At 73.2% G+C, this 21,919-nt stretch carries 22 protein-coding genes; 8 read left to right on the top strand and 14 right to left on the bottom strand.

The genetic code is table 11. The annotated features are described in order from the left end of the window. Positions 1–25 precede the first annotated feature (25 nt). Positions 26–1,048: a heat-inducible transcriptional repressor HrcA gene (gene hrcA / locus BKA22_RS14455; RefSeq protein ID WP_146952960.1), complete on the bottom strand. Its 1,023-nt coding sequence runs from the start codon at positions 1,046–1,048 to the stop codon at positions 26–28. Positions 1,049–1,245: 197 nt separating this feature from the next. Between hrcA and BKA22_RS14450 the strand changes: the two genes are divergently transcribed. Next, positions 1,246–2,133, top strand: a complete 888-nt coding sequence (locus BKA22_RS14450; RefSeq protein WP_146952961.1) for a DUF3097 domain-containing protein — start codon at positions 1,246–1,248, stop codon at positions 2,131–2,133. 68 nt (positions 2,134–2,201) lie between these two features. Here BKA22_RS14450 and BKA22_RS14445 read toward each other — a convergent pair whose 3' ends face one another. Then, positions 2,202–3,131, bottom strand: a complete 930-nt coding sequence (locus BKA22_RS14445; RefSeq protein ID WP_146952962.1) for a DUF2189 domain-containing protein — start codon at positions 3,129–3,131, stop codon at positions 2,202–2,204. Positions 3,132–3,421: 290 nt separating this feature from the next. Here BKA22_RS14445 and BKA22_RS14440 point away from each other — a divergent pair, with 290 nt between their 5' ends. Next, complete coding sequence (locus BKA22_RS14440) at positions 3,422–3,796, top strand: DUF4870 domain-containing protein (protein WP_146952963.1); 375 nt, start codon at positions 3,422–3,424, stop codon at positions 3,794–3,796. Positions 3,797–3,861: 65 nt separating this feature from the next. On the opposite strand, the gene hemW is transcribed toward BKA22_RS14440, so the two are convergent. Further along, entirely contained in the window at positions 3,862–5,112 is a 1,251-nt protein-coding gene (hemW, locus tag BKA22_RS14435; RefSeq protein ID WP_146952964.1) for a radical SAM family heme chaperone HemW, read from the bottom strand. A 112-nt stretch (positions 5,113–5,224) separates the two neighbouring features. After that, positions 5,225–7,105, bottom strand: coding sequence for a translation elongation factor 4 (gene lepA / locus BKA22_RS14430; protein WP_146952965.1), 1,881 nt, complete (start codon positions 7,103–7,105; stop codon positions 5,225–5,227). Positions 7,106–7,227: 122 nt separating this feature from the next. Between lepA and BKA22_RS14425 the strand changes: the two genes are divergently transcribed. Beyond that, on the top strand, positions 7,228–7,935 hold the full coding sequence (locus BKA22_RS14425) for a maleylpyruvate isomerase family mycothiol-dependent enzyme (protein WP_146952966.1): 708 nt from the start codon (positions 7,228–7,230) through the stop codon (positions 7,933–7,935). A 34-nt stretch (positions 7,936–7,969) separates the two neighbouring features. On the opposite strand, the gene BKA22_RS20420 is transcribed toward BKA22_RS14425, so the two are convergent. From BKA22_RS20420 to BKA22_RS14400, 5 genes are all read right to left on the bottom strand, one after another. Beyond that, on the bottom strand, positions 7,970–8,878 hold the full coding sequence (locus tag BKA22_RS20420) for a PKD domain-containing protein (RefSeq protein ID WP_179561797.1): 909 nt from the start codon (positions 8,876–8,878) through the stop codon (positions 7,970–7,972). Further along, a complete protein-coding gene (locus tag BKA22_RS14415; protein WP_146952968.1) occupies positions 8,875–9,561 on the bottom strand; it encodes a DUF6318 family protein in 687 nt (228 codons plus the stop codon). Before BKA22_RS14415 ends, BKA22_RS20420 begins: the two co-directional genes overlap by 4 nt. Positions 9,562–9,631: 70 nt before the next feature. Further along, a complete protein-coding gene (locus BKA22_RS14410) occupies positions 9,632–10,462 on the bottom strand; it encodes a transglutaminase family protein (protein WP_188334900.1) in 831 nt (276 codons plus the stop codon). A gap of 65 nt (positions 10,463–10,527) precedes the next feature. Next, positions 10,528–11,457 carry an alpha-E domain-containing protein gene (locus tag BKA22_RS14405; protein ID WP_146952969.1) on the bottom strand — a complete coding sequence of 310 codons (930 nt, stop codon included), beginning with the start codon at positions 11,455–11,457 and terminating at the stop codon, positions 10,528–10,530. After that, entirely contained in the window at positions 11,451–13,070 is a 1,620-nt protein-coding gene (locus BKA22_RS14400; protein WP_146952970.1) for a circularly permuted type 2 ATP-grasp protein, read from the bottom strand. Before BKA22_RS14400 ends, BKA22_RS14405 begins: the two co-directional genes overlap by 7 nt. 145 nt (positions 13,071–13,215) lie before the next feature. Between BKA22_RS14400 and BKA22_RS14395 the strand changes: the two genes are divergently transcribed. The 4 genes from BKA22_RS14395 (at position 13,216) to rpsT (ending at position 15,469) form a co-directional block, all read left to right on the top strand. Next, entirely contained in the window at positions 13,216–14,178 is a 963-nt protein-coding gene (locus tag BKA22_RS14395) for an SPFH domain-containing protein (protein WP_146952971.1), read from the top strand. A 10-nt stretch (positions 14,179–14,188) separates the two neighbouring features. After that, positions 14,189–14,515: a type II toxin-antitoxin system antitoxin gene (locus BKA22_RS14390; RefSeq protein ID WP_223203573.1), complete on the top strand. Its 327-nt coding sequence runs from the start codon at positions 14,189–14,191 to the stop codon at positions 14,513–14,515. Between the two features lie 168 nt (positions 14,516–14,683). After that, the gene (locus tag BKA22_RS14385) at positions 14,684–15,064 is read left to right on the top strand and encodes a type II toxin-antitoxin system PemK/MazF family toxin (protein WP_373367071.1); all 381 of its coding nucleotides are present in this window, start codon (positions 14,684–14,686) and stop codon (positions 15,062–15,064) included. A gap of 144 nt (positions 15,065–15,208) precedes the next feature. Further along, on the top strand, positions 15,209–15,469 hold the full coding sequence (gene rpsT, locus BKA22_RS14380; RefSeq protein WP_146952973.1) for a 30S ribosomal protein S20: 261 nt from the start codon (positions 15,209–15,211) through the stop codon (positions 15,467–15,469). Positions 15,470–15,608: 139 nt separating this feature from the next. Here the strand turns inward: rpsT and BKA22_RS14375 are convergent, their stop codons facing one another. Both BKA22_RS14375 and BKA22_RS14370 read right to left on the bottom strand, forming a co-directional pair. Next, the gene (locus BKA22_RS14375) at positions 15,609–16,928 is read right to left on the bottom strand and encodes a helix-turn-helix domain-containing protein (protein ID WP_146952974.1); all 1,320 of its coding nucleotides are present in this window, start codon (positions 16,926–16,928) and stop codon (positions 15,609–15,611) included. 183 nt (positions 16,929–17,111) lie between these two features. Further along, positions 17,112–17,255, bottom strand: coding sequence for a hypothetical protein (locus BKA22_RS14370; RefSeq protein ID WP_179561796.1), 144 nt, complete (start codon positions 17,253–17,255; stop codon positions 17,112–17,114). Between the two features lie 222 nt (positions 17,256–17,477). Between BKA22_RS14370 and BKA22_RS14365 the strand changes: the two genes are divergently transcribed. Beyond that, complete coding sequence (locus BKA22_RS14365) at positions 17,478–18,209, top strand: EAL domain-containing protein (protein ID WP_146952975.1); 732 nt, start codon at positions 17,478–17,480, stop codon at positions 18,207–18,209. A gap of 100 nt (positions 18,210–18,309) precedes the next feature. Here the strand turns inward: BKA22_RS14365 and holA are convergent, their stop codons facing one another. From holA to BKA22_RS14350, 3 genes are all read right to left on the bottom strand, one after another. Further along, on the bottom strand, positions 18,310–19,257 hold the full coding sequence (gene holA, locus BKA22_RS14360) for a DNA polymerase III subunit delta (protein WP_308463402.1): 948 nt from the start codon (positions 19,255–19,257) through the stop codon (positions 18,310–18,312). Between the two features lie 171 nt (positions 19,258–19,428). Beyond that, entirely contained in the window at positions 19,429–20,925 is a 1,497-nt protein-coding gene (locus tag BKA22_RS14355) for a ComEC/Rec2 family competence protein (protein ID WP_146952977.1), read from the bottom strand. A gap of 2 nt (positions 20,926–20,927) precedes the next feature. Continuing rightward, positions 20,928–21,908: a ComEA family DNA-binding protein gene (locus tag BKA22_RS14350; protein ID WP_223203574.1), complete on the bottom strand. Its 981-nt coding sequence runs from the start codon at positions 21,906–21,908 to the stop codon at positions 20,928–20,930. Between the last annotated feature and the right edge of the window lie 11 nt (positions 21,909–21,919).

Raw genomic sequence — 21,919 nt, 5'->3', positions numbered from 1 at the left:
TTGCGTCGGTCTGTCGTGCGGGGGCTCATCCGGCGGCCAGGATCCGGGTCAGGTACCGGGCGACGGCACGCACGGCGGCCATCGTGGCCGGGTAGTCCATGCGCAGCGGGCCGATCGACCCGATCCGCGCGACGGGTCCGCCCTCGCCGCCGTAACCGGTGGTGACGAAGCTCGTCTCGAGCAGGCCCTCGTGCTGCGTCTCGCGGCCGATGCGCACGGACACGCTCGCAGAGTCCTCGGCCATCTCCGACAGCAGCCGCAGCAGCACGACCTGCTCCTCGAGCGCCTCGAGGACCGGCCCGATCGAGTGCGCGAAGTCGTGCCCGCCCCGTGCCAGGTTCGCGGTGCCGGCCAGGACGACCCGCTCCTCGACCTGCTCGCCGAGCGTCTCCTCGACGACGGCGACGACCTGCCGGACCAGCGGCACGTCGACCGGCGCGAACGCGTCGAGCAGCCCGCCCAACGACTCGCGCAGCTCGGCCAGCCGCCGACCGGCCGCCGCGACGTTGAGCTGCGCGCGCAGCTGGGCGACCACGGCCTCGTCCACGTCGGACTCCAGCTCGAGGGTGCGCTGCTCGACCCGACCCGTGTCGGTGATGAGCACCACCAGCAGGTGCCGCTGGCCGACCGGGACCAGCTCGACGTGCCGCAGGGCGGAGCGACGCAGCGACGGGTACTGCACGACCGCGACCTGCTGCGTCAGCTGCGCGATCAGCCGGACCGCGCGGTCCACCACGTCGTCCAGGTCGACCGCGTCCTCGAGGAACGACCCGATCGCGCGCTTCTCGGGCTGCGAGAGCGGCTTGACCGTCGAGAGACGGTCGACGAACAGCCGGTAGCCCTTGTCGGTGGGCACCCGGCCCGCCGAGGTGTGCGGCTGCGCGATGAAGCCGCCCTCCTCGAGCGCCGCCATGTCGTTGCGGATCGTCGCCGGGGAGACGCCCAGCCCGTGCCGCTCGACGAGCGCACGCGAGCCGACGGGCTCACGGGTCGCGACGTAGTCCTCGACGATCGCGCGCAGCACGTCCAGCCGCCGGTCCTCGCTCATCTCGCCTCCCACCGTGAGTAGCACTCGACCCCCGGGAGTGCCAATCCTACGACGCGACCCCGCGGACGCCCGTGTGCGCCTGCGCACACACCGCGGACGGGACGCCGGCGCCGAGCACCACCCGTCACCCCGGCGACCACCGTGACCCGCCCGCGAGGTGCTCGCGGGCTCCGCACGCCCGACCCTAGAGTGCCCGGGTGACCCACGACCGCTACGGCTCCGACGTCCTCGCCGGCTCCGGCTCGACCCCCGGTCGACCCGGCACCCCGGCCCGCTCCGCGCACCACCGACCGGTCCGGGAGTCCACGCCCTGCGCTGCCGACCCGGGCCTGGTCGTCGAGGAGGTCACGACGGGGTGGGTCGGCGCGGTCGTCCGGGTCGAGAAGTCCGGCGGTATGCACGTGGTCGTGCTCGAGGACCGCAAGGGCCGCACCCGCACGTTCCCGCTCGGCCCGGGGTTCTGGGTGGACGGCGCACCGGTGACGCTCACCGCGCCGGTCCGTGCCACGACCGCCGCCCCGACGCGGACGGCCTCGGGTTCCGTCGCGGTCAAGGACGCCCGCGCCCGGGTCGCCCGCGGCAGCCGCATCTGGGTCGAGGGCAAGCACGACGCCGAGCTCGTCGAGAAGGTCTGGGGCGACGACCTGCGGGTCGAGGGTGTGGTCGTCGAGCTGCTCGACGGCGTCGACAACCTGGCCGACGCGCTGCGCGAGTTCCGGCCCACCGCCGACCGGCGCGTGGGCGTGCTCGTCGACCACCTGGTTCCCGGCTCGAAGGAGTCGCGGATCGCCGCCGAGGCCGTGCGTGGGACCGCCGCAGGCACCGTGCTCGTGCTCGGTCACCCCTACGTCGACGTGTGGCAGGCCGTGCGGCCCGAACGGATCGGGCTGCGCTCGTGGCCGACCATCGAACGCGGCACGGAGTGGAAGCACGGGATCCTGCGCGAGCTCGGGTGGCCCGCCGACGAGCAGGCCGACGTCGCCCGCGCGTGGCAGCGCATCCTGCGCTCGGTGCGCACGTACGCCGACCTGGAACCGAGCCTGCTCGGCCGGGTCGAGGAGCTCATCGACTTCGTCACCGGCTGACCGGTACTACGACAGCGCCCCGGTCGACCCGTACGAGACGGGTCGACCGGGGCGCCGGTCAAGGTACGTCAGGGGGCGACGGGCTCGCCCAGCAGACGGCGGTAGAAGAACGCACTCGCGAGCAGCGCGACGGGCACCGCCACGAAGAGGCCCAGGCCGCACAGCGCGAACCCGACACCGATGAGGACGGACACCAGCAGGTAGAAGAGCACGGTCGTCGACAGGTTCGCCTGGACCAGCGCCACGCTCGCCTTGATCGCGTCGATCGGCTGGAGCTTCTTGTCGATCACGAAGAACAGCGTGAAGAACACGAAGAAGTTCACGACGATCGACGCCAGCGTCCCGAAGAACGGCACGAGCGAGAGTACGAAGTTCACACCGGCGAACAGCAGCGCCGTGATGACGATCGGACCCAGGTCGGAGAAGTCGAAGAACGTCTTCAGCTCGACCGGACGCCCATAGGTGACCTGGAGCGCTGCGCGGATGAAGACCGCCTCCACGACGAGCCCGAACAGCACGCCGATCGCAGCGAGCAGCGACCAGACGATCGAGAACCCGGCGCCGATGAGGCCCGAGCCGGAGTCCCCGCCGATCGCGGACAGGCCACCGAAGATGCCCAGCAGGATGCCCCACACGACGGCCGCACCCAGGATCCAGATCAGGCCGGCGATGATGAACGTGCCGCCGTTCTGGGTGAACTTGTTCCAGCCGTACGTCAGTGCCTCGCCGATCGGCGCCGTCGAGGACGGGGCCGCCTGGTAGCCGGCCGCAGGCGGCGGGTAGGCACCCGGGGCGGGCGGCGGGTAGGCGCCGGGGGCGGGCTGGCCGTACGCGCCGGCCGGCGGCGGGTAGGCGCCCGGGGGCGGCGGCGGGACCGCTCCCGCGGGCGGGGCCGGGGGTACCGCAGGTGCCGGGGGGACCGGCGGCACCGGGGCCGGCGGGGTCGTCGGCTCGGGCTGGTCGCCCTGGGGCGGCGTGCCGCCTGTGTTCTCGCTCATGCGTGACCTTCCGGATCGGGGGTGCGCGCCAGGTCAGAGGCGTGGGCGCACCATGCGTGAACCCTTGCGAAACCGGACATTGCCTGTCAAGGAACGCACCCCTGACCGATCCCTGAGGCAGCCCTGAAACATCCCTGGTCTTCGTGCCGGAGGGCTTCCCGCGGGGCTCCGGTGACGACGATGATCGCTACAGTTCCCGCACCAGCCGCACCGCACCAGCCGCACCGCACCAGCCGCACCGCACCAGCCGCACCGCACCAGCCGCACCAGTCGCATCCCAGGAGACCACGATGTCCGGCCAGTACCCGCCGCCTGCCTACGTCCCCACCGCGCCGCCGCTGCGACCCGACGAGGAGCGCACCTGGGCCGTCCTCGCCCACGTGCTCCCGCTCCTCGGGCTCGGCTTCGTGGCACCGCTCGTGATCTGGCTCGTCTTCCGCGGTCGGGGGCCCTACCTGGAGGACCAGGCCAAGGAGTCGCTGAACTTCCAGATCACGCTGCTCATCGCCTACGCGGTCGGCGGTGTGCTGACCATCATCCTCGTCGGCTTCGTCATCCTCGCCGCCGCGGCGATCCTCCAGCTCGTGCTCGGCATCGTCGCCGCGGTCGCCGTGGGCCGGTACGAGTGGTACCGCTACCCGTTGACGCTCCGACTGGTCTCGTGACCGACGACCGCTGATCGTGGCGGTGCCCGCACCACCTCGGCGCGGGCACCGCCACGCACGGGCCCTCAGCCCACGAGCGCACGCACGACCGCGTCGGCGAGCAGCCGGCCGCGACGCGTGAGCACGACGCGCGGTTCGCGGACCCCGTCGTCCCGCGTCCCGCGGATCGCCGCGCGGGCGTCGAGGAGGCCGTCGGCTACGAGCGAGGCGACCGCAGGCCGGCCGGCCGCCGGGACGTCGCTGACGAGCAGGCCTTCGGCGAGCCGCACCCCCAGCATCACCCGCTCCAGCTCGACCGTGTCCGCGTCGAGCACCTCACGCCCCGCGGCCGGGCTGAGTCCCGCGGCCAGCCGGTCCGCGTACGCGCGCGGGTGCTTCACGTTCCACCACCGCACGCCGCCGACGTGGCTGTGCGCCCCCGGCCCGATGCCCCACCAGTCGTCGCCCCGCCAGTAGGCGAGGTTGTGCCGGCAGGCGTCGGCGGGCGTGCGCGCCCAGTTCGACACCTCGTACCAGTGCAGCCCGGCCGCCGTCAGCAGGTCGTCGACCAGCTCGTACTTGGCGGCCTGGTCGTCCTCGTCGGGCAGCGTCAGCTCGCCGCGGCGCACCTGCACGGCCATCCGGGTGCCCTGCTCGACGACCAGCGCGTACGCCGAGACGTGGTCCACCCCGGTGGCCAGTGCCGCCTCGACGCTCGTGCGCCAGTCGTCGAGCGACTCCCCCGGTGTGCCGTAGATCAGGTCGAGGGACACCGCCAGACCCGCCTCCCTGGCCCATCGCACGACGTCGGGGATGCGCCGCGGGTCGTGCGTGCGCTCCAGCGTGGCCAGCACGTGCGGCACGGCGGACTGCATGCCGAACGACACCCGGGTGAACCCGCCGGCCGCGAGCGCGGCCAACGACTGCGGGGTCACCGAGTCCGGGTTCGCCTCGGTCGTGACCTCGGCGCCCGGCGCCAGTCCCCACGTCGTCCGCAGCCCGTCGAGCATCCGCACGAGGTCGCCCACGGGGAGCACCGTCGGCGTCCCGCCACCGACGAAGACGGTCTGCACGGGCCGTGCGGGCACCCCCGCGTCGTCCAGCACCGTGGCCGCGAGCGCCACCTCGGCCAGCGCGGTCGTGGCGTACGCGTCCTGGCTGGCCCCGCCGCCCAGCTCGGTGGCGGTGTAGGTGTTGAAGTCGCAGTACCCGCAGCGCACCGTGCAGAACGGCACGTGCAGGTACACCCCGAACGCCCGGTCCGTCGGCCCTCCCGCGGAGGCGGGCAGGGCACCGTCGTCGGGCACGGGGTCACCCTGCGGGAGCGTGGGGGGCATGCCTCCATGGTCGCACCCGCCCGTGGTCCCCCACCCCGTCGCATCCCGCTGCTGGGAACCTCGCGCGCGTCGCGCTAGCGCGGGGCGGCCACCGCTCTCGACGCGGCCTGAGTCACTTCTTCTTGGCGTCCTTGCCGTCCTTGCTGCCGGCCGCCTCCGAGGACAGCGCAGCGATGAAGGCCTCCTGCGGCACGTCGACCCGACCGATGGTCTTCATGCGCTTCTTGCCCTCCTTCTGCTTCTCCAGCAGCTTGCGCTTACGGGTGATGTCACCGCCGTAGCACTTGGCCAGGACGTCCTTGCGGATGGCCCGGATGGTCTCGCGCGCGATGATCCGCGCACCGATGGCCGCCTGGATGGGCACCTCGAACTGCTGGCGCGGGATGAGGTCCTTGAGCTTGGCGGTCATCATGACGCCGTACGCGTAGGCCTTGTCCTTGTGGACGATCGCGCTGAACGCGTCGACGGTCTCGCCCTGGAGCAGGATGTCGACCTTCACCAGGTCGGCCTCCTGGTCGCCGATGCGCTCGTAGTCGAGGCTGGCGTACCCGCGGGTCTTGGACTTCAGCTGGTCGAAGAAGTCGAACACGATCTCGGCCATGGGCAGGACGTAGCGCAGCTCGACGCGCTCCTCGGACAGGTAGTCCATGCCCTGCAGCTCGCCGCGCTTGGTCTGGCAGAGCTCCATGATCGCGCCGATGAACTCGGCCGGGGACAGGATCGTCGCCTTGACCATCGGCTCGTTGACCACGCCGATCTTGCCCGCGGGGAACTCGCTCGGGTTGGTCACCGTGACCACGCTCTTGTCCTCGAGCGTGACCTCGTAGACCACGTTCGGCGCGGTCGAGATGAGGTCCAGGTCGAACTCGCGCTCGAGGCGCTCGCGGATGATCTCCAGGTGCAGCAGACCCAGGAAGCCCACGCGGAACCCGAACCCGAGGGCGACCGACGTCTCCGGCTCGTAGTTGAGCGCCGCGTCGTTGAGCTTCAGCTTGTCGAGCGCGTCGCGCAGGATCGGGTAGTCGGTGCCGTCGATCGGGTACAGGCCCGAGAAGACCATCGGCTTCGGGTCGGAGTACCCGCCGAGGGCGTGCGCGGCGGGCTTGCTCGCGTTGGTGACCGTGTCACCCACCTTGGACTGGCGCACGTCCTTCACGCCCGTGATCAGGTAGCCGACCTCGCCGACGCCGAGCCCCTTGGTGGGCACCGGCTCCGGGGAGATGACGCCGATCTCGAGCAGCTCGTGCGTCGCGCGCGTCGACATCATGACGATCTTCTCGCGCGGGTTGAGGTTGCCGTCGATGACCCGGACGTACGTGACGACGCCGCGGTAGGTGTCGTAGACCGAGTCGAAGATCATCGCGCGGGCCGGGGCGTCCGCGTCGCCGGTCGGCGGCGGCACCAGCTCGACGATGCGGTCCAGCAGCTCGACGACGCCCGCACCCGTCTTGCCGGACACCCGCAGGCAGTCCTCGGGCTCGCCGCCGATGAGCTTGGCCAGTTCCTCCGCGTACCGCTCGGGCTGCGCGGCGGGCAGGTCGATCTTGTTGAGCACCGGGATGATCGTCAGGTCGTTCTCGAGCGCCAGGTACAGGTTGGCCAGCGTCTGCGCCTCGATGCCCTGCGCGGCGTCCACCAGCAGCACGGCGCCCTCGCAGGCGGCCAGCGACCGGGACACCTCGTACGTGAAGTCGACGTGCCCGGGGGTGTCGATCATGTTCAGCGCGAACGCCTTGTCGTCGACCCCCCACGGCATGCGGACGGCCTGCGACTTGATCGTGATGCCGCGCTCGCGCTCGATGTCCATGCGGTCCAGGTACTGCGCACGCATCGCCCGCGAGTCGACGACACCGGTCAGCTGGAGCATCCGGTCGGCGAGCGTGGACTTGCCGTGGTCGATGTGCGCGATGATGCAGAAGTTGCGCAGCAGCTCGGGCGCGGTCGCAGCAGGGTGGATGCGCGCCGTGGCGGCAGCACTCGGGATCGGGGACACGCGCGGACAGCTCCCGGCTCGGTTTCTCGGAGGCACCCGGTGGGGGCCCGTGGGGACGACGTGCCGACCCGTCCGGGACGAACCTGCACACGGCTGTCGGAGGTCGGCGCCACCATGGTCCCATGACCACGGCTCCCGTCGACCATCTCGTGACGCTCGCCGCGCTGCAGGAGCAGTTCCGCAGCACGATCGACGAGGTGGACCCGACCGCTCCGGTCCCCTGGTGCGGCCGCTGGAAGGTGCGGGACCTTGTCGAGCACCTGGCCCGCGTGCACCACTGGGCGGCCGCCCAGGCTGCGCGCACCCCTGAGGTCCCCCTCGGGCGCGGGCCGTTCGATCTCGCCCCGTTCTACGCCGAGCAGGCCGCCGAGCTGCACGCGACGCTGACCCGGCTCGGCCCCGACGCGATCGGGTCGACGCTCAACGGTCCTGGCCCCGCCTCGTTCTGGTATCGCAGGCAGGTGCACGAGACGCTCGTGCACCTGTGGGACCTGCGCACCGCGGGGCATCTCACGCTCGACGCGGACCCGACCCTGTGGGCCGACACCGTGGACGAGGTCGTCACCGTGATGTTCCCCCGGCAGGTGCGCCTGGGGCGCACCCCGGTGCTCGAGCGGCCGCTGACCCTCGTCGCCGACGACGCGCCGAGGCGGTGGACCCTCGCCACCGCCGACGAGACCACCGACAACGCCGCGTTGACCGTGACCGGCTCCGCGGAGGCGCTCGCGCTGCTCCTGTGGGGCCGTACGACCCCCGACGACCCGCGCCTGTCGGTCGACGGTGACCGTCCCTGGCTCACCCAGGTCCTCGCGCGCCCGCTGACCCCGTGACCCCCGTGACCTCGGGGGTCCGGCCCGCGGGACATCAGCCGCAACCGGCCCCGCTGGGGTCCTGCAGGCAGTCCGTCGCGACGAGCTGTGCCCGGCGCTCCACCGCCTCCCACGCGGGCAGGGCCGTGGTCGTCGTGGCCGTCCCCACCACGTCCCGCCAGACGCCCGACCCCGCGACCCGGTACCGCGCCGTCCAGGTCGTCACGAGCCCGATCGTGTAGGTGCCGGGCTGCGTGTAGACGTGCACGACGTCCTGCTCCGGATAGGGACGACCAGGCGACGTCGTGCTCACCGGCCGTGAACCGTCCCCGTAGTCCCACGTGTAGACCGCCGGCGTGGCGACGACGTCGACCACGAAACCGAGCAGGTCCGTCGTGAAGGACTGCGAGGCCGCGTCCGCCAGCATGATCGAGTCCACGTTGACCAGCACCGGCCCCGACGGCGGTTGCGTCGTGACGGCCGTCGACACCAAGGGCAGCCTGCGCAGGTCCTCCGCCGTGAAGGTCGGGACCTGGTCCTCCGGGCACGAGTAGCCGAACACCAGCTGCCACGTGCTCGGCCACGCGGCGCCCGCGCCCGATCGTTGCTGACGCCACAGCGGCAGCACGGCCGGCCCGTCGACGCAGACCGGCGGCTGGATCGTCCCGTTGGTCGGCCCGCACGCCGGCAGGTCGGCCCCCGCACCGCCGCTCGCGGCCGTCCCGGGCTCCGGGAGCCCACCGGTCACCACGTTGCACTGCGGAGCCCGCATGTACCGCACGAGCGCCACCGCCGGATCGGCCCGCGCCGCGACGTTCGAGATCTGCGCCGCCTGGAATGCGTTGAGCACGACGGCATCGCCATCGCTCCAGCCGTCCACCGCGGCGTGCGCAGGCGACGCCGGCGCGACAAGGACTGCGACAGCCGCGAACAGCAAACCGAGCGAGACGGTCCGTCGAGTCACTCGGGGACCTGCTCGAGCGAGACCTCGCGAATGCTCCAGCCTCCCGACTCGAAGATGACCGCAAGGTCGGTCTCGTACGTCTTCGTCTCCGGGAAGTCCGCGATGACGCTGCCATCAGCGCTCAGATCACGAGACGGCTGCTGCGTCAGTCGGAGATGCACGGAGAACCATCGCCCGAGGTCGATCTCCGTGCCCGAGGTATCGGAGATCGTGATGGCTCCTCCCTCCGAGTGACCTCCAGACGTGTTCGCTTCCTCGACGGCGCCGATGAACCCGCTGCAGAAGACGCAGTCCGCGTGGCTCAGCAGCAAGGCGTCCGCGAGGTCACCGGTGTTCTGCGCGTACGGCACAAGGGCCAGGTAGTAGGTCGACGCGGCGATCGCGCCGTCGATCGAGGGTCCCTCGTCGAGCGCGGCCGGCCGCTCGGGCTTGACCCCGTCGGCGAGGAACCCGCCGTCGGACGTCGGCGTCGCGCTCGCCACGGGCGTTGCGGAGGCCGACACCGTCGGCGCTGTGGTGGGCGACGGGCTGTCGTCCGCGTTCGCGGTGCAGGACGTCAGCGCCGCCGCGAGCGCCAGGGCCGCGGCGATGCGCGCACCCGCGACTCGCGAGCGACTGGCCGCGGCACGCCTCTGCCCGTGCCGCTCGCCGACCCCCGGACCGCCCCCGTCATGAATCGACATGGCGGCGAACCTAGTCGAAACGGACACCGTGTGGGGCGTGCGCGTACCGCTGTGGACGACCGTCGGAACGTCAGGCCTCGCGCGTGATCTGCACCTGGACGGTCAGCTCCTGCGTCTCGGCACCGGCGTAGATGCCGCGCAGCGGTGGCACGTCGTCGTAGGAGCGACCGCGGCCGAGCGCCACGTGGTGCTCCCCCGCCGGGACCCGGTTCGTCGGGTCGTAGGCGACCCACTCGCCGACCCACCACTCGACCCAGGCATGCGACTCACCCGTGACGGTCGTCCCGATCTCGGCGTCCACCGAGGGGTGCAGGTATCCCGAGACGTACCGGGCCGGGATGCCGATGCCGTGCAGGGCACCGACTGCCAGGTGCGCCATGTCCTGGCAGACACCCCGCCGCGCGGCCCACGCCTCCGCGGCCGGGGTGTGCACGGTCGTGACCCCGGGCACGTAGTCGAGCTGCTCGCGCAGCGCGTGGCACACGGCCTGCGCCGCCTCGGCCGGTGCGAGGTCCGCGGCCGCCTCGCGGGCGAGCGTGAGGACATCCTCGGGCGCGGCGGTCGTGGCCGTGTCGGACAGGAACTCCGCGAACCTGTCCCGGACGTCCGCGCCGGTGAGCGTGCCCCAGTCGACGATCGAGCGCACCGGCAGCCGGGGCGAGACCTCGACGACGTGCTCGGCGGTGATGACCATCGACTCGTGCGGGGCGAGCACCTCGAAGCCGGTCACGGCCGTGCCCCAGTAGTCCTCGTACGCGTGCAGCCAGGTGTGCGGGTGGACGTCGAGCCGTGTCGACACGACCGTCTGGCCCGGTTCGCTCACGGGCGTCATCCGCGCCTCGTTGTAGGACGCGAGCACGGGGCCCGAGTAGCGGAACGTCGAGGTGTGCACGACCCGCAGCCGCTCGCCGCGCGAGGTCGTGGCCTCGCGCGGCCCCGCGGCCGCACCTGCGACCTCCGGCCCGCTCACAGCGCCTCGCCGACCCAGGTCGTCGTCGCGCCCGAGGGGAAGTAGCGGCCGCGGATCGCGTCGCTGGCGGCCGAGCACGCGCGCTGCACCTGTTCCATCTCCCGGGGAAGGTCGTCGAGCACCTCGATCAGCGGCCTGTACTCGAGGTTCGTGCGGACGAAGCCGATGTGTCGGCGGGCGTCGTCGACGCTCGTGCGGTCGGTGGTCGGCTCGAGCGCGGCCAGGCACGCCTCGGCCTGGTTGAGCGCGTAGACGATCGATCGCGGGAAGAGCCGGTCCAGCAGCAGGAACCCGGCGGCCCGTTCGTCGGAGGCGGCCCCACGGTAGGTGCGCAGGAACGACTCGTGCGCGCCGCACGAGCGCAGCAGCGTCGTCCAGCCGGGACCTGCGGCTCCGGCCAGCTCGCGCGTGGTGAGCAGCCGCGCGGTCATGTCAGCGCGCTCGATCGAGCGCCCGAGCACCATGAACTGCCAGGTCTCGTCACGCGAGGTCGCCGAGTCCATGATCCCGGCGACGATCGCGGCGCGTTCGCGTACCCAGCGGAAGTAGTCGTGCGGGCGGGCGGGACGCATCTGCGACGGCAGCTGGTTCCACGCGGCGTTCAGGCACTCCCACAGCTCGGTCGAGATGGTCTCGCGGGCCCGGCGGGCGTTCTCGCGGGCGGAGACGAGGGATCCGGCGATGGACGAGGGCGCGAAACGGTCGTAGGCGAGCATGTCGAGCACGTGCTCGCGGCCGACCGGGATGTCGGCGGGCGGCGCCGCACGGTCCATGACGGACAGCAGCGAGCGGCAGGCCAGGTCCTCCTCTGCCCAGGGGTCCTCGAGCAGGATCTGCACGTGCACGTCGAGCAGGCGCGCGGTGTCGTCGGCGCGCTCGACGTACCGACCGATCCAGAACAGGGACTCGGCGATGCGGCTCAGCACGGGTCGGCTCCTTCCGTGGACACGGCCGTGGTCGGCTGCCGCACCGTCGGCTGCAGCGCGGACTGCTGCTGCTGCATGACCTGGACGCGGACGTCGCTCGGGTTGGACTCGATCGGTACCGCGTGGTCGACGGGCACCGGCCGCGAGGCCCCGGCGGCCGCGGCCGTCGAGCGACGCGGCACGGCGCCGCCGAGCACCCAGGTGTCCTTCGAACCCCCGCCCTGCGAGGAGTTGACGACGAGCTGCCCCTCGGGGAGCGCGACCCGGGTGAGGCCGCCGGGCAGCACCCAGACCTGGTCTCCGTCGTTGACCGCGAACGGCCGCAGGTCGACGTGCCGGGGCCGCAGCCCGTCCTCGACGAGCGTCGGGACGGTGGACAGCTGCACGACGGGCTGCGCGATCCAGCCGCGCGGGTCGGCGAGCAGCCGGGTGCGCAGCGCCGCGAGCTCGGCGCGGGAGGCCGCCGGTCCGACGACCAGCCCCTTGCCGCCGGACCCGTCGACGGGTTTGACGACGAGCTCGTCGAGCCGGTCGAGCACCTCGGCCAGGGCACCGGGCTCCTCGAGCCGCCACGTGTCGACGTTCGCGAGGATCGGCTCCTCGCCGAGGTGGTAGCGGATGAGGTCGGGCAGGTAGGTGTAGAGCAGCTTGTCGTCGGCCACGCCGTTGCCGACGGCGTTGGCGATCGTCACGGTGCCGTTGCGCGCGCAGTCGAGGAGCCCGGGGCTTCCCAGCAGCGAGTCGGACCGGAACACGACCGGGTCGAGGAAGTCGTCGTCGACCCGGCGGTAGATGACGTCGACGCGGCGACGTCCCTGCGTGGTGCGCATCCACACGCGCCCGCCGGCGCAGAACAGGTCGCGTCCCTCGACCAGCTCGACGCCCATGGTCCGGGCGAGCAGCGTGTGCTCGAAGTAGGCGCTGTTGAACACCCCGGGCGTCAGGACGACGACGGTCGGGTCGTCCACCCCTGACGGGGCTGCCGCGGTGAGGGCGGCCAGCAGGCGTCGCGGGTAGTCGGCGACGGGCCGGATGCGCAGGGCCGCGAACAGCTCGGGGAAGGTCTGCGCCATCGCGCGGCGGTTGGACAGCACGTAGCTGACCCCGGAGGGCACCCGCACGTTGTCCTCGAGGACCCGCCAGTCACCGAGGCTGTCGCGCACCAGGTCGATGCCCGAGACGTGCACCCGCACGCCGTTGGGCGGCTGGATGCCGTGCGCGGCCCGGTGGAAGTGCGTGGAGGAGACGATGACCGACCGGGGCACGACCCCGTCGGCGATGGCCTTCTGCGGTCCGTACACGTCGGCGAGGAACGCCTCGAGCGCCCGCACGCGCTGCGCGACCCCGGGTGCGACGTGCTCCCACTCGTCGCCTCCGAGCACCCGTGGCACGACGTCGAGCGGGAAGGGACGTTCCTCGCCGGCGAAGTCGAAGGTCACACCCTCGGCGAGGTAGGACCTCGCGAGCGTGTCGGCCCGGGCGCGCAGCTCGCCCGCCGAGAGTTGGGCCAGCGCGCCGTGCACGTGCCTGTAGGCGGCGCGCGGCCCGGTCTCCTGGTCGACCATCTCGTCCCAGGCCCGACCCTCGGGGTAGTCGTCGAAGAGGTCCGCCATGGGCGTGACAGTAACGCCGCGGTGTCACCGCCGCGTTACGGCACGGCGCCCGAGCCCGCACCGCAAAAACAGATATCACTCAAGCCGAAAACTGATATCATCGGCGCGTCATCGGGGATCAGTCCGACCAGGAGGAGCAGTCACCATGAACGCACCCGCCACCCCGCCGCTGGAACAGCCGGCAGGGGGCGATCCCGACCTGTCCACGGTGCAGGTCGCGCCGCGGTTCGACCTCCACGAGCACCAGGCCTGGACGGCCAACGGCGCCCTCGGCGTGCTCGCTGCACTCCTCCTGATCGGCGCGGGCGCGGCAGGGGCCATCCAGGCCGACCAGACCACGGGAAGCACCTCGACCGTGCTCGGCGTCGGCGGCACGCTGCTGCTGCTCGCCGGGATCCTGCTGCTCGCCTCGCTCGTCGTCGTCAGCCCCGGCGAGACGAAGGTCGTGCAGCTCTTCGGCCGGTACATGGGCACCGTGCGCCGCAACGGCCTCGTGCTGACGCTGCCGCTCACCACCCGCCGCCGCGTGTCGGTGCGCGTGCGCAACTTCGAGACCAGCGGCCTGAAGGTCAACGACGCCGACGGCAACCCGATCGACATCGCCGCGATCGTGGTCTGGCGGGTGGCCGACACCGCGCACGCGTCCTTCGCCGTCGAGTCGTTCACCGACTTCGTCGAGGTGCAGGCCGAGGCGGCGCTGCGGCACGTCGCGACGAGCCACCCGTACGACAACGCGGACGAAGGCGAGGCGACCCTGCGCGGGTCCACCGAGCAGGTCAGCCACGAGCTCGCCGTCGAGGTCGCCGCACGCGTCGCGATCGCCGGGATCGAGGTCGTCGAGGCCCGTATCTCGCACCTCGCCTACGCCCCCGAGATCGCGCAGGCGATGCTGCAGCGCCAGCAGGCCGGCGCGATCATCGCCGCCCGCGAGAAGATCGTCGAAGGCGCGGTGTCCATGGTCGAGACCGCGCTCGCCCGCCTCGAGCAGGACGACGTCGTCACGCTCGACGAGGAGCGCAAGGCCGCCATGGTCTCGAACCTGCTCGTCGTGCTCTGCGGCGACTCCCGGGCGACCCCCGTCGTCAACGCCGGGAGCCTCTACACGTGAGCCGCGCGCGATGACGGCTGACGAGCCGCAGCAGACCGCGCGCCGGGAACGGCGCGCGGTCCTGCTGCGCCTCGACCCGGCCGTGCACGACGCGCTCGCCCGCTGGGCCGCCGACGACCTGCGCTCGCTCAACGCGCACGTCGAGATGCTGCTGCGTCGCGCGCTCGACGACGCGGGCCGCACACCCTCGGGTGCAGGGCCGCTGCCACGCCGCGGACGACCCAGACGTGCGGCCCCGAGCGGGGACGCTCGTCCCGGTCCCGACGTCGACCCGCCTCCTGCTCCGGCTCCGGCTCCGGCTCCGGCGCCCCAGGTCGGCGGGCAGGCCGGCCACTAGGGTCACCGCATGCCTCGCTGGACACGCCGCGTGCACGCCCTCCTGCGAACCCTCACCGGTCGCGGGGGCTCACGGACCCGCCCGACCGACCGTCGGACCCCGGGCCCCTCGCCCGCCCCGGTACCAGCTCGCGGCGCACCCGGAGCGCTCCCGGACCACACCGGCCCGGTGCGGACGCAGTACTCCCCCTCTCCGGACGGTCGCCCCGACCCCGGCGAGATCGTCTGGACCTGGGTCCCGTACGAGGAGGACCCTCGCCAGGGCAAGGACCGGCCCGTCCTGCTCGTCGGCCGCGACGGCCCTGTGCTGCTGGCGCTCCCCCTGACCAGCAAGGACCACGACCGCGACGCCGCGGCCCAGGCACGGCAGGGCAGGGCCTGGACCGACATCGGCTCCGGACCGTGGGACCGCCAGGGCCGGCCGAGCGAGGTCAGGCTCGACCGCGTGCTGCGCGTCGACCCCGCCGCCGTGCGCCGCGAGGGCGCCGTCCTGCCGCCGGACGTGTTCCGCCGCGTCACCGACTCGCTCGCGCAGCACCACGGCTGGTAACATCGTCCACCGCGTGTCCGCCCGGGTCGGCGGGCACAAGCCCAGCTCCTCCCCGCGGGTGTCCCCACGCCCCAGTCCCGGAGCTGTGCACGCCCTCTACGACCTGTTCAGATCGCTTCGGCGAACACACCAGAGAGTCCACACGTGGCCAACATCAAGTCCCAGATCAAGCGCATCAAGACGAACGAGAAGGCTCGTCTGCGCAACAAGGCCGTCAAGTCCGAGCTCAAGACGCACGTGCGTCGGGTGCGCGAGGCGGTCGCCGGTGGCGACAAGGACGCGGCGCAGTCCGCGCTCGCCCTCGCCTCGAAGAAGCTCGACAAGGCCGTCTCCAAGGGCGTCATCCACGCCAACCAGGCCGCCAACAAGAAGTCGGCGCTGGCGAAGGCCGTCGGCTCGCTCTGAGGCACCCGTCGTGCGGTGATCGCGAGCACCACCTCGCGGGACGCGCACGCGACACGGACAACTGAGGGCGTCACCCCCCCTGCGGGGTGACGCCCTCACCTGTGTCCCGACCGCCCGGAGGCGGCCGGGACAGGTCCGGTCAGAACGACCGCGAGACCCACGTGACGTTCGAGACCGACGGCCGGAACCCGACCTCCCGCAGTGCGCGGTCGAAGGCCCGCGCAGCCCCCGCGCCGTCGCCGTCACGCAGCATCCGGTCGCCGAGGTCGCGCCACGCCGCAGCGGAGTGCCGCGTCGCGGACATCATGCCGAGCGTGTCCGCCGCGTAGCCGTAGGCCGCGACCGCACCGTCCTCGTCGTGCTGGGCGTGCAGCGCGTCACCGAGCGCGATGTGGGCGAACGCACACTCCAGACGCGGCAGGTCGCCGAGCCGCGCGATCGCCGCACGGGCGAACGACTCGGCAGCGTCGAAGTTGTCGAGCAGCAGGTGCGCGCGGGAGCTCTCGACCTCGACGCGTGCCAGGTCGAGCTCCGAGCCGAGCACCGACAGGTCGGGCGCGACCTTGGCGATCTGCTCGAGCGCGGCGGCAGGCTCCGGGGGCTCGCAGCGCAGCAGCAGCCACGCGTAGTTGAGCCGCAGCCGCGGCAGGTCCCGGTCGCGCTCGCCCTCGGACAGCAGAGCGAGAGCACGCTCGGTGTAGCTCTGCGCGAGCTCGTAGTCGCGGCGCTGCTCGGCCACCAGGGCGGCGTTCCAGTAGACGCTGCCACGCCCACGGGGCGTGCCGACCTCTTCGGCGATCCGGATGAGCTCAGCCGCCCGGTGCGTCGCGTAGAGCAGGTCGCCCCGCTCGACATAGGCCCACAGGACCGTCGAGGCGAGCCGGAGGTGCTCGTCCGTGCCGGTGAGCTGCGCGGCCTCGAGGTCGGCGAGCGTGCGCTCACCCACCTCGACGCTGCGGTGCAGGTCCCCGGCCTCGAGGTAGGCCCCGACGAGCGCGTTGGCCAGCGTCGCCGACTCGAGGTGGTGCCCACGGTCGCGCGAGTCGGCCAGCAGCGGCTCGAGGACGGCCACCGCGGCCTCGAGGTTCCCGAGCACCTCGTGGGCCCGCGCCAGCGCCGTCAGGGCCTCGACGCGCAGGGTGGGCGTGATGACGGCGAGGTCGAGGGCCTCGATGCGGCTGCGCGCGTCGTCCGGGGAGCCGGACTGCAGGGCCAGCTTGGCGTAGTCGACCTCGAGGCGCGTGCGCGCCTCGTTCGGTCCGTCCTCGCCGTGCTTGAGGAACTCGAGCGTGGTGCCGAGGCGGCCTGCGAGGACGCCGAGTGCGGAGTCGGTGGGCTCGCGCCGTCCCGCTTCGATGAGGGAGATGTAGCTGGGCGAGAAGATCGAGCCGGCAAGGGCCGTCTGAGACAGCCCCGCTGCGAGCCTGGCCTCGCGCACACGGTCAGCAATGGTCGTCATGGCCTGTCATTGTACGTGTGACGCCGCCAGAACGCACCATTCTCACCCACTCTCTCACCCGGTCGTGTGAGAGAACCCCCGTGAGCAGGCACAGGACCCCGGCCCGAGCCCCTGTCGGAGCACGCGCGGGGCCCCGCGCACGAGGGCCCCGCGTCGCCGGCACGACGCAGGGCCCTCGGGAGGTCACTGCTTGCAGCAGCCGGAGGCGCCGCCGCTGAGCGGCGTGACCACGGAGCCGCCGAGACCGGCAGCCGCAGCCCCGCCTCCGAGGAGGAGGGCGGAGGCGATGGTGGCGGTCGCGATGAGGGCGCGGATCTTGCGGGACATGGTGGATCTCCTGTCATGCGTGGGTGACGAAGGGTCAACAACATGATGACGGACGCGAGGGCCTCCTGTCCCCTGCCCGCACGGAGTAAGCCGCCCCAATGCACGTCCGTGCACGTCAGCGACCGCTTTGCCCCAATCGGGCCAAATGTCCCCGGCGCGTCTCAGAAATTCCACCCGGTCGCGGGGGTATCACAACTGCGAAGGTGTGGTGTCATAGTGCTCATGACACCCGAGGACGCGGACGCCCGGTTCGCACAGCTCGCCGCAGCGGTCGACGAGGCCATCCCGGCCCGACTGCGCCAGGAGTTCGCCGAGCACCTCTCCCGCCAGCCGGTCCTCGTAGCCCGGCAGGGCATCTTCTCGACGCACGGACGCCCGTTCGCCTACCAGCTCTCGTTCCGCTCCGGCGACCGCGCGTGCGAGTCGTCGACCTGGGGCCCGCGCCAGCACGAGCGCGCCACCGCGCACGTCCTCGGTGCCACGTTCGGACGCTCCGACCTCGAGACCGTCGCCCACGGACGACTGCTCTTCGTGCGGTGCCCGCGGGCCTACCTCGTGGGCGAGCTCACCATCCCGCACCGCCCCGACCGGCTGGTCATCGAGATCACGGACACCGAGCTCGTCGACCCCCAGCTCATCGCCGGGATCCGCCGACTGCGTGCGGCCGGCTTCCGGATCGCCCTCCCCGGCTTCTACGGGAGCGCCGCGCAGCGGCGCCTGCTGCCGCACGCCGACTTCGTGAAGATCGACGTCCGCGACCTCGACGTCGAAGGCCGACCGGTGGTCGACGTCGCCCGCGCCTACGGCGCCATGCTCGTCGCGGAGTACGTCGAGACCCCGCAGATGCTCCACCAGGCGCGCGCGCTCGGGTTCACGCTCTTCCAGGGCAACCTGCTCGAGCGCGCCGGCGTGCTCGACCGCACCGGCGCACGGCAGCTGAGCTCAGGGAGCTGACGGCGCCGATCGAGGCGCCCGCCCGACCCGCACGAGGCCCTCGCGGGCGAGTCACAGAGCGTTGCTCCGATCAGGTGTCACCCGTGCGGGTGCGTCTTGCTCATCGACCCGACGCAGCCGCCACACGCAGGACCGCACGTTCCACCGCGAAGCGCGGATCGCGACCCTCGCCCTTGACCTCGGCATCCGCCTGGGCGACGGCACCGATCGCCGTCGCGAGGCCCTCGGGCGTCCAACGTCGCAGGTCGGCCATCGCCCTGTCCACCTGCCACGGCGCGAGCCCGAGCTCGCGAACGGCCGCGCTCCCCCTGCTGCGCACGGCTGCCACCTTCGCGATCGTGCGCAGCTTCGCGGCCAGCGCCGCCACGACGGGCACCGGATCGACGCCGGTCGCCAACGCGTGCCGCAGCAGGGAGACGGCCTGACCCGCGTCACCCGCCACGGCGGCGTCGGCGACGCGGAAGCCCGTCGCCTCGATCCGCCCGCCGTAGTAGCGCTCCACCACCTCGGGACCGATCACTCCCGTGGTGTCGGCCGCCAGCTGCGCGCACGCCGCCGCGAGCTCACGCAGGTCGCTGCCGACCGCGTCCACCAGGGCCCTCACCGCCTGCCCGTCGGGCCGCCGGCCCGCACGACGCAGCTCGGCGGTGACGAACGAGGCCTTGTCCGCATCGGACTTCACCGCGTCGCAGGCGACGGTCGGGACCGCCTGCGCGCGCAGCGTGTCGAGCAGCTTCTTGCCGCGCTGCCCGCCACCGTGCCGCAGGACGAGCACCACGCCGGGCGCGGGGGCCGGCAGGTACGCCAGGACGTCCGACAGCAGCTCGTCAGGGGCGCGCTCGAGGCCCGTGACCACGACGACCTTGTCCTCGGCGAACAGGGACGGGCTCGTCGAGACGCCGAGCATCCCGGCGGCGTAGTCGGCAGCATCCAGGCGGACGACCTCGATCTGCGGGTCCTGCTCGCGGCTCAGCGTGACGACGCGGTCCACCGCGCGCTCCGCGAGGAGGTCCTCCGTGCCGCTCACCAGCACGACCGGGGCGGGCACGGCATCCGTCCACGCCAGGCCGGGTGCGGACGAGCCGCGCGAACCTCGGCTCGGTGAACGGCGCTGGGCGGGAGGCACCCGCACAGCCTGCCACGCCCCGACCACACCCCGATGCCGCCCGCAGACCCGGCGCCCATGCTCACGGGCCCCGCTCGCCCCGCCGAGCCGGCCTCATCTGCCGGGACGGAGCAGCAGCCGTGTGCCGGCGACGGTCGCCGTGACGAGCAGGAGCACCCCGACCGGCCCTGCCAGCCATGGCACGCGAGCTCCCGGCGCATCGGCCGCCCAGCGCGCGACCGCGCCGATCCACCAGCAGGCCGCTCCCGCCAACCGCGACAGCAGGACGCCCCCGGCCGGCCACCACGGGTCGACGAGGGCCGCGAGGAGGCCGAGCACCGTCGCGGGCGCCACCGCGGGCGCGACCACGAGGTTCGCCGGGACCGCCACGAGCGACACGGAGGGCTGCACCACGAGAACGGCCGGCGCACACACGAGCTGAGCCGCCACGGGCGCGGCCAGGGCGACGGCGACCGGTCGTCCCAGCGCACCGCTCCAGCGCTCGACCAGGACCGGCCCCAGGAGCACCAGACCCGCCGTGGCCAGCACGGACAGCACGAACCCGAGCTCGGAGGCGAGCCACGGGTCGACGACGAGCAGCACCACGACCGTCGTCGCGAGCGCAGCCGGCGCCCGGGCGGGACGACCCACGAGCATCCCCAGCAGGGCGACGGAGCCCATCGCCGCGGCCCGCAGGACGCTCGGGGTCGGGTGCACGAGCAGCACCAGCCCGACCCCGGTGGCCAGCGCCGCGAGGACGCGCAGCGCTCGGGGCAGCCGGACCAGGCCCGCCAGCCCCAGGACCAGACCCGCGACCAGGGTGAAGTGGGCGCCGGACACGGCCGTCAGGTGCGTCAGCCCGGCGTCACGCATCGCCTGCGTGAGCTCGTCAGGCACGGCCGAGGTGTCGCCCACCGTGACGCCCGGCAGCAGGGCGCCGGCGTCCCCGGGGAGCGCCGAGGCGAGGGCATCCACGCTGGCGCGCACACCACCGGCCGCCGCCCGCCAGGGCGAGGGCTCCTTGAGCACCCGGGGCGTGCCGAGGACGGAGATCACCGCGATCTCACGGCTGCCCGGCCGCGTCTGGCCCGCCCGGCCGCCGAACGCGACCCGGGCACCGAACGGCAGCGGCACGTCCGCGGGGGCGAGGACCAGCACGGGTGCGTGGGCGTGCGTCCGCACGCCGTCGACGCTCACCGTGTCGACCGTGACCACGAGCCGGACGCGCGGCTCGCCCCAGGTCGTGGCGAGGGGGCGGGCCTCGCCGGTCACGACCCCGGTCAGGTCGACACGACCCCCCGCGGCGGCCAGCGAGAGCAGCGGCCCGGCGGACCGGGCGGCCACCTGGGCGGAGCCCGCGAGCAGCACCGCGCCGACGACCATGAGCACGAGCACCGCGGCGCCCGACCACCGCCGAGGGCGCCCGCGACCGACCGTCCGGCGACGCCCGGCGCCCGACCGGGCCGCGTCCAGGCACGCGACGAGCGCGACCAGGAGGGCCGCCGCTCCCCACCCGGCCGACCATGAGGCCGACAGCCGCACGACGACGAGCGCGGCGACCCACGCCCCCACCGCGGGTGGGACGACCCGCAGGTCGAGGGTGTCGGGCACGCTCAGACCCTGACCAGGTCGCGCAGGTCGGCGAGCAGGGCCGGACCGATCCCGGAGACGTCGTCGAGGTCGTCGACGCTCGCGAACGGCTGGGTCGCACGGTGGTCCACGATGCGTTGGGCCAGCACAGGTCCGATGCCGGGCAGCGCGTCGAGCGCCGCCACGTCGGCGGTGTTGAGGTCGACCCGGCCGTCGCCGGGAGCCTGCGCGCCCGCCCCCGCTACGCCGCCGCTCACCTGGTCGCCCAGAGCAGGGACCACGATCTGCTCGCCGTCCACCAGGAGGCGTGCCATGTTGAGCGCCGCGAGATCGGCCTCCGGCAACGCGCCACCCGCGGCCGTGACGGCGTCGACGACCCGCGATCCCGCAGGCAGCCGGGCGATGCCCGGAGCGGCCACCTGTCCCACGACGTGCACGACGAGCGCGGCATCCGCAGGGGAGCCGTCACCGACCGGCACCGAGGACGTGGGTGACCCCGACACCGCCACGCTCGGAGCAGGCTCGGGCAGCGAGACCGGCTCGCCCGGGTGCACGGCCACCGCTCGCAGCGCGACAGCACCGGCCACCAGCAGCACGACCGTGCCGGCAGCGCCTGCGAGCCGCCACGGCACCGTCCACCGGATCCGTCGCGCGGGGACGGCGGCCGCGCGCACGACGGGGTCCCCGTAGGCCTCGCGGTAGTCCACGGCGGCCAGCGCGAGCGCCTGGGCGGACAGGCGGGGTGCCGCCGACGGCGCGGCGGGAGCCCCGCCGACCCTCCGCACCGGACCTGGGACCGCGCCCGATGTCGTGCCCGATGTCGTGCCCTGTGCCGTGCCCGGTGCCGTGCCTGGCGTCGTGCCCGTCGCGCCTGGGGGCGGCTGCGCCACGGCAGCCCCGAGCGGCTCGGCCGTGAGGTCGGAGGTCAGGGCACGCGCGCCGATGGCGAGCGCGTGCAGCCGAGCGTGCGGGCGGTCGTGGGTTCGGTCGTCCGTCTCGGGCACGGCGCCGACGC

It is taken from the genome of Cellulomonas soli (assembly GCF_013409305.1).
In the GTDB taxonomy this organism is placed as follows: Bacteria; Actinomycetota; Actinomycetes; order Actinomycetales; family Cellulomonadaceae; genus Cellulomonas; species Cellulomonas soli.
Note: the sequence above shows the minus strand (reverse complement) of the source record. Positions and strands in the feature narration are given on the sequence as shown.

What these genes read in the sequence shown, in the direction of transcription:
- BKA22_RS14415 (WP_146952968.1), bottom strand. Translation starts at nt 9,561, where the DNA reads ATGTCGATTCATGACGGGGGCGGTCCGGGGGTCGGCGAGCGGCACGGG.
- BKA22_RS14400 (WP_146952970.1), bottom strand. Translation starts at nt 13,070, where the DNA reads ATGGCGGACCTCTTCGACGACTACCCCGAGGGTCGGGCCTGGGACGAG.
- BKA22_RS14365 (WP_146952975.1), top strand. Translation starts at nt 17,478, where the DNA reads ATGACACCCGAGGACGCGGACGCCCGGTTCGCACAGCTCGCCGCAGCG.
- BKA22_RS14390 (WP_223203573.1), top strand. Translation starts at nt 14,189, where the DNA reads ATGACGGCTGACGAGCCGCAGCAGACCGCGCGCCGGGAACGGCGCGCG.
- BKA22_RS14445 (WP_146952962.1), bottom strand. Translation starts at nt 3,131, where the DNA reads ATGAGCGAGAACACAGGCGGCACGCCGCCCCAGGGCGACCAGCCCGAG.
- hrcA (WP_146952960.1), bottom strand. Translation starts at nt 1,048, where the DNA reads ATGAGCGAGGACCGGCGGCTGGACGTGCTGCGCGCGATCGTCGAGGAC.
- BKA22_RS14370 (WP_179561796.1), bottom strand. Translation starts at nt 17,255, where the DNA reads ATGTCCCGCAAGATCCGCGCCCTCATCGCGACCGCCACCATCGCCTCC.
- hemW (WP_146952964.1), bottom strand. Translation starts at nt 5,112, where the DNA reads ATGCCCCCCACGCTCCCGCAGGGTGACCCCGTGCCCGACGACGGTGCC.
- BKA22_RS14440 (WP_146952963.1), top strand. Translation starts at nt 3,422, where the DNA reads ATGTCCGGCCAGTACCCGCCGCCTGCCTACGTCCCCACCGCGCCGCCG.
- BKA22_RS14425 (WP_146952966.1), top strand. Translation starts at nt 7,228, where the DNA reads ATGACCACGGCTCCCGTCGACCATCTCGTGACGCTCGCCGCGCTGCAG.
- BKA22_RS14375 (WP_146952974.1), bottom strand. Translation starts at nt 16,928, where the DNA reads ATGACGACCATTGCTGACCGTGTGCGCGAGGCCAGGCTCGCAGCGGGG.
- BKA22_RS14395 (WP_146952971.1), top strand. Translation starts at nt 13,216, where the DNA reads ATGAACGCACCCGCCACCCCGCCGCTGGAACAGCCGGCAGGGGGCGAT.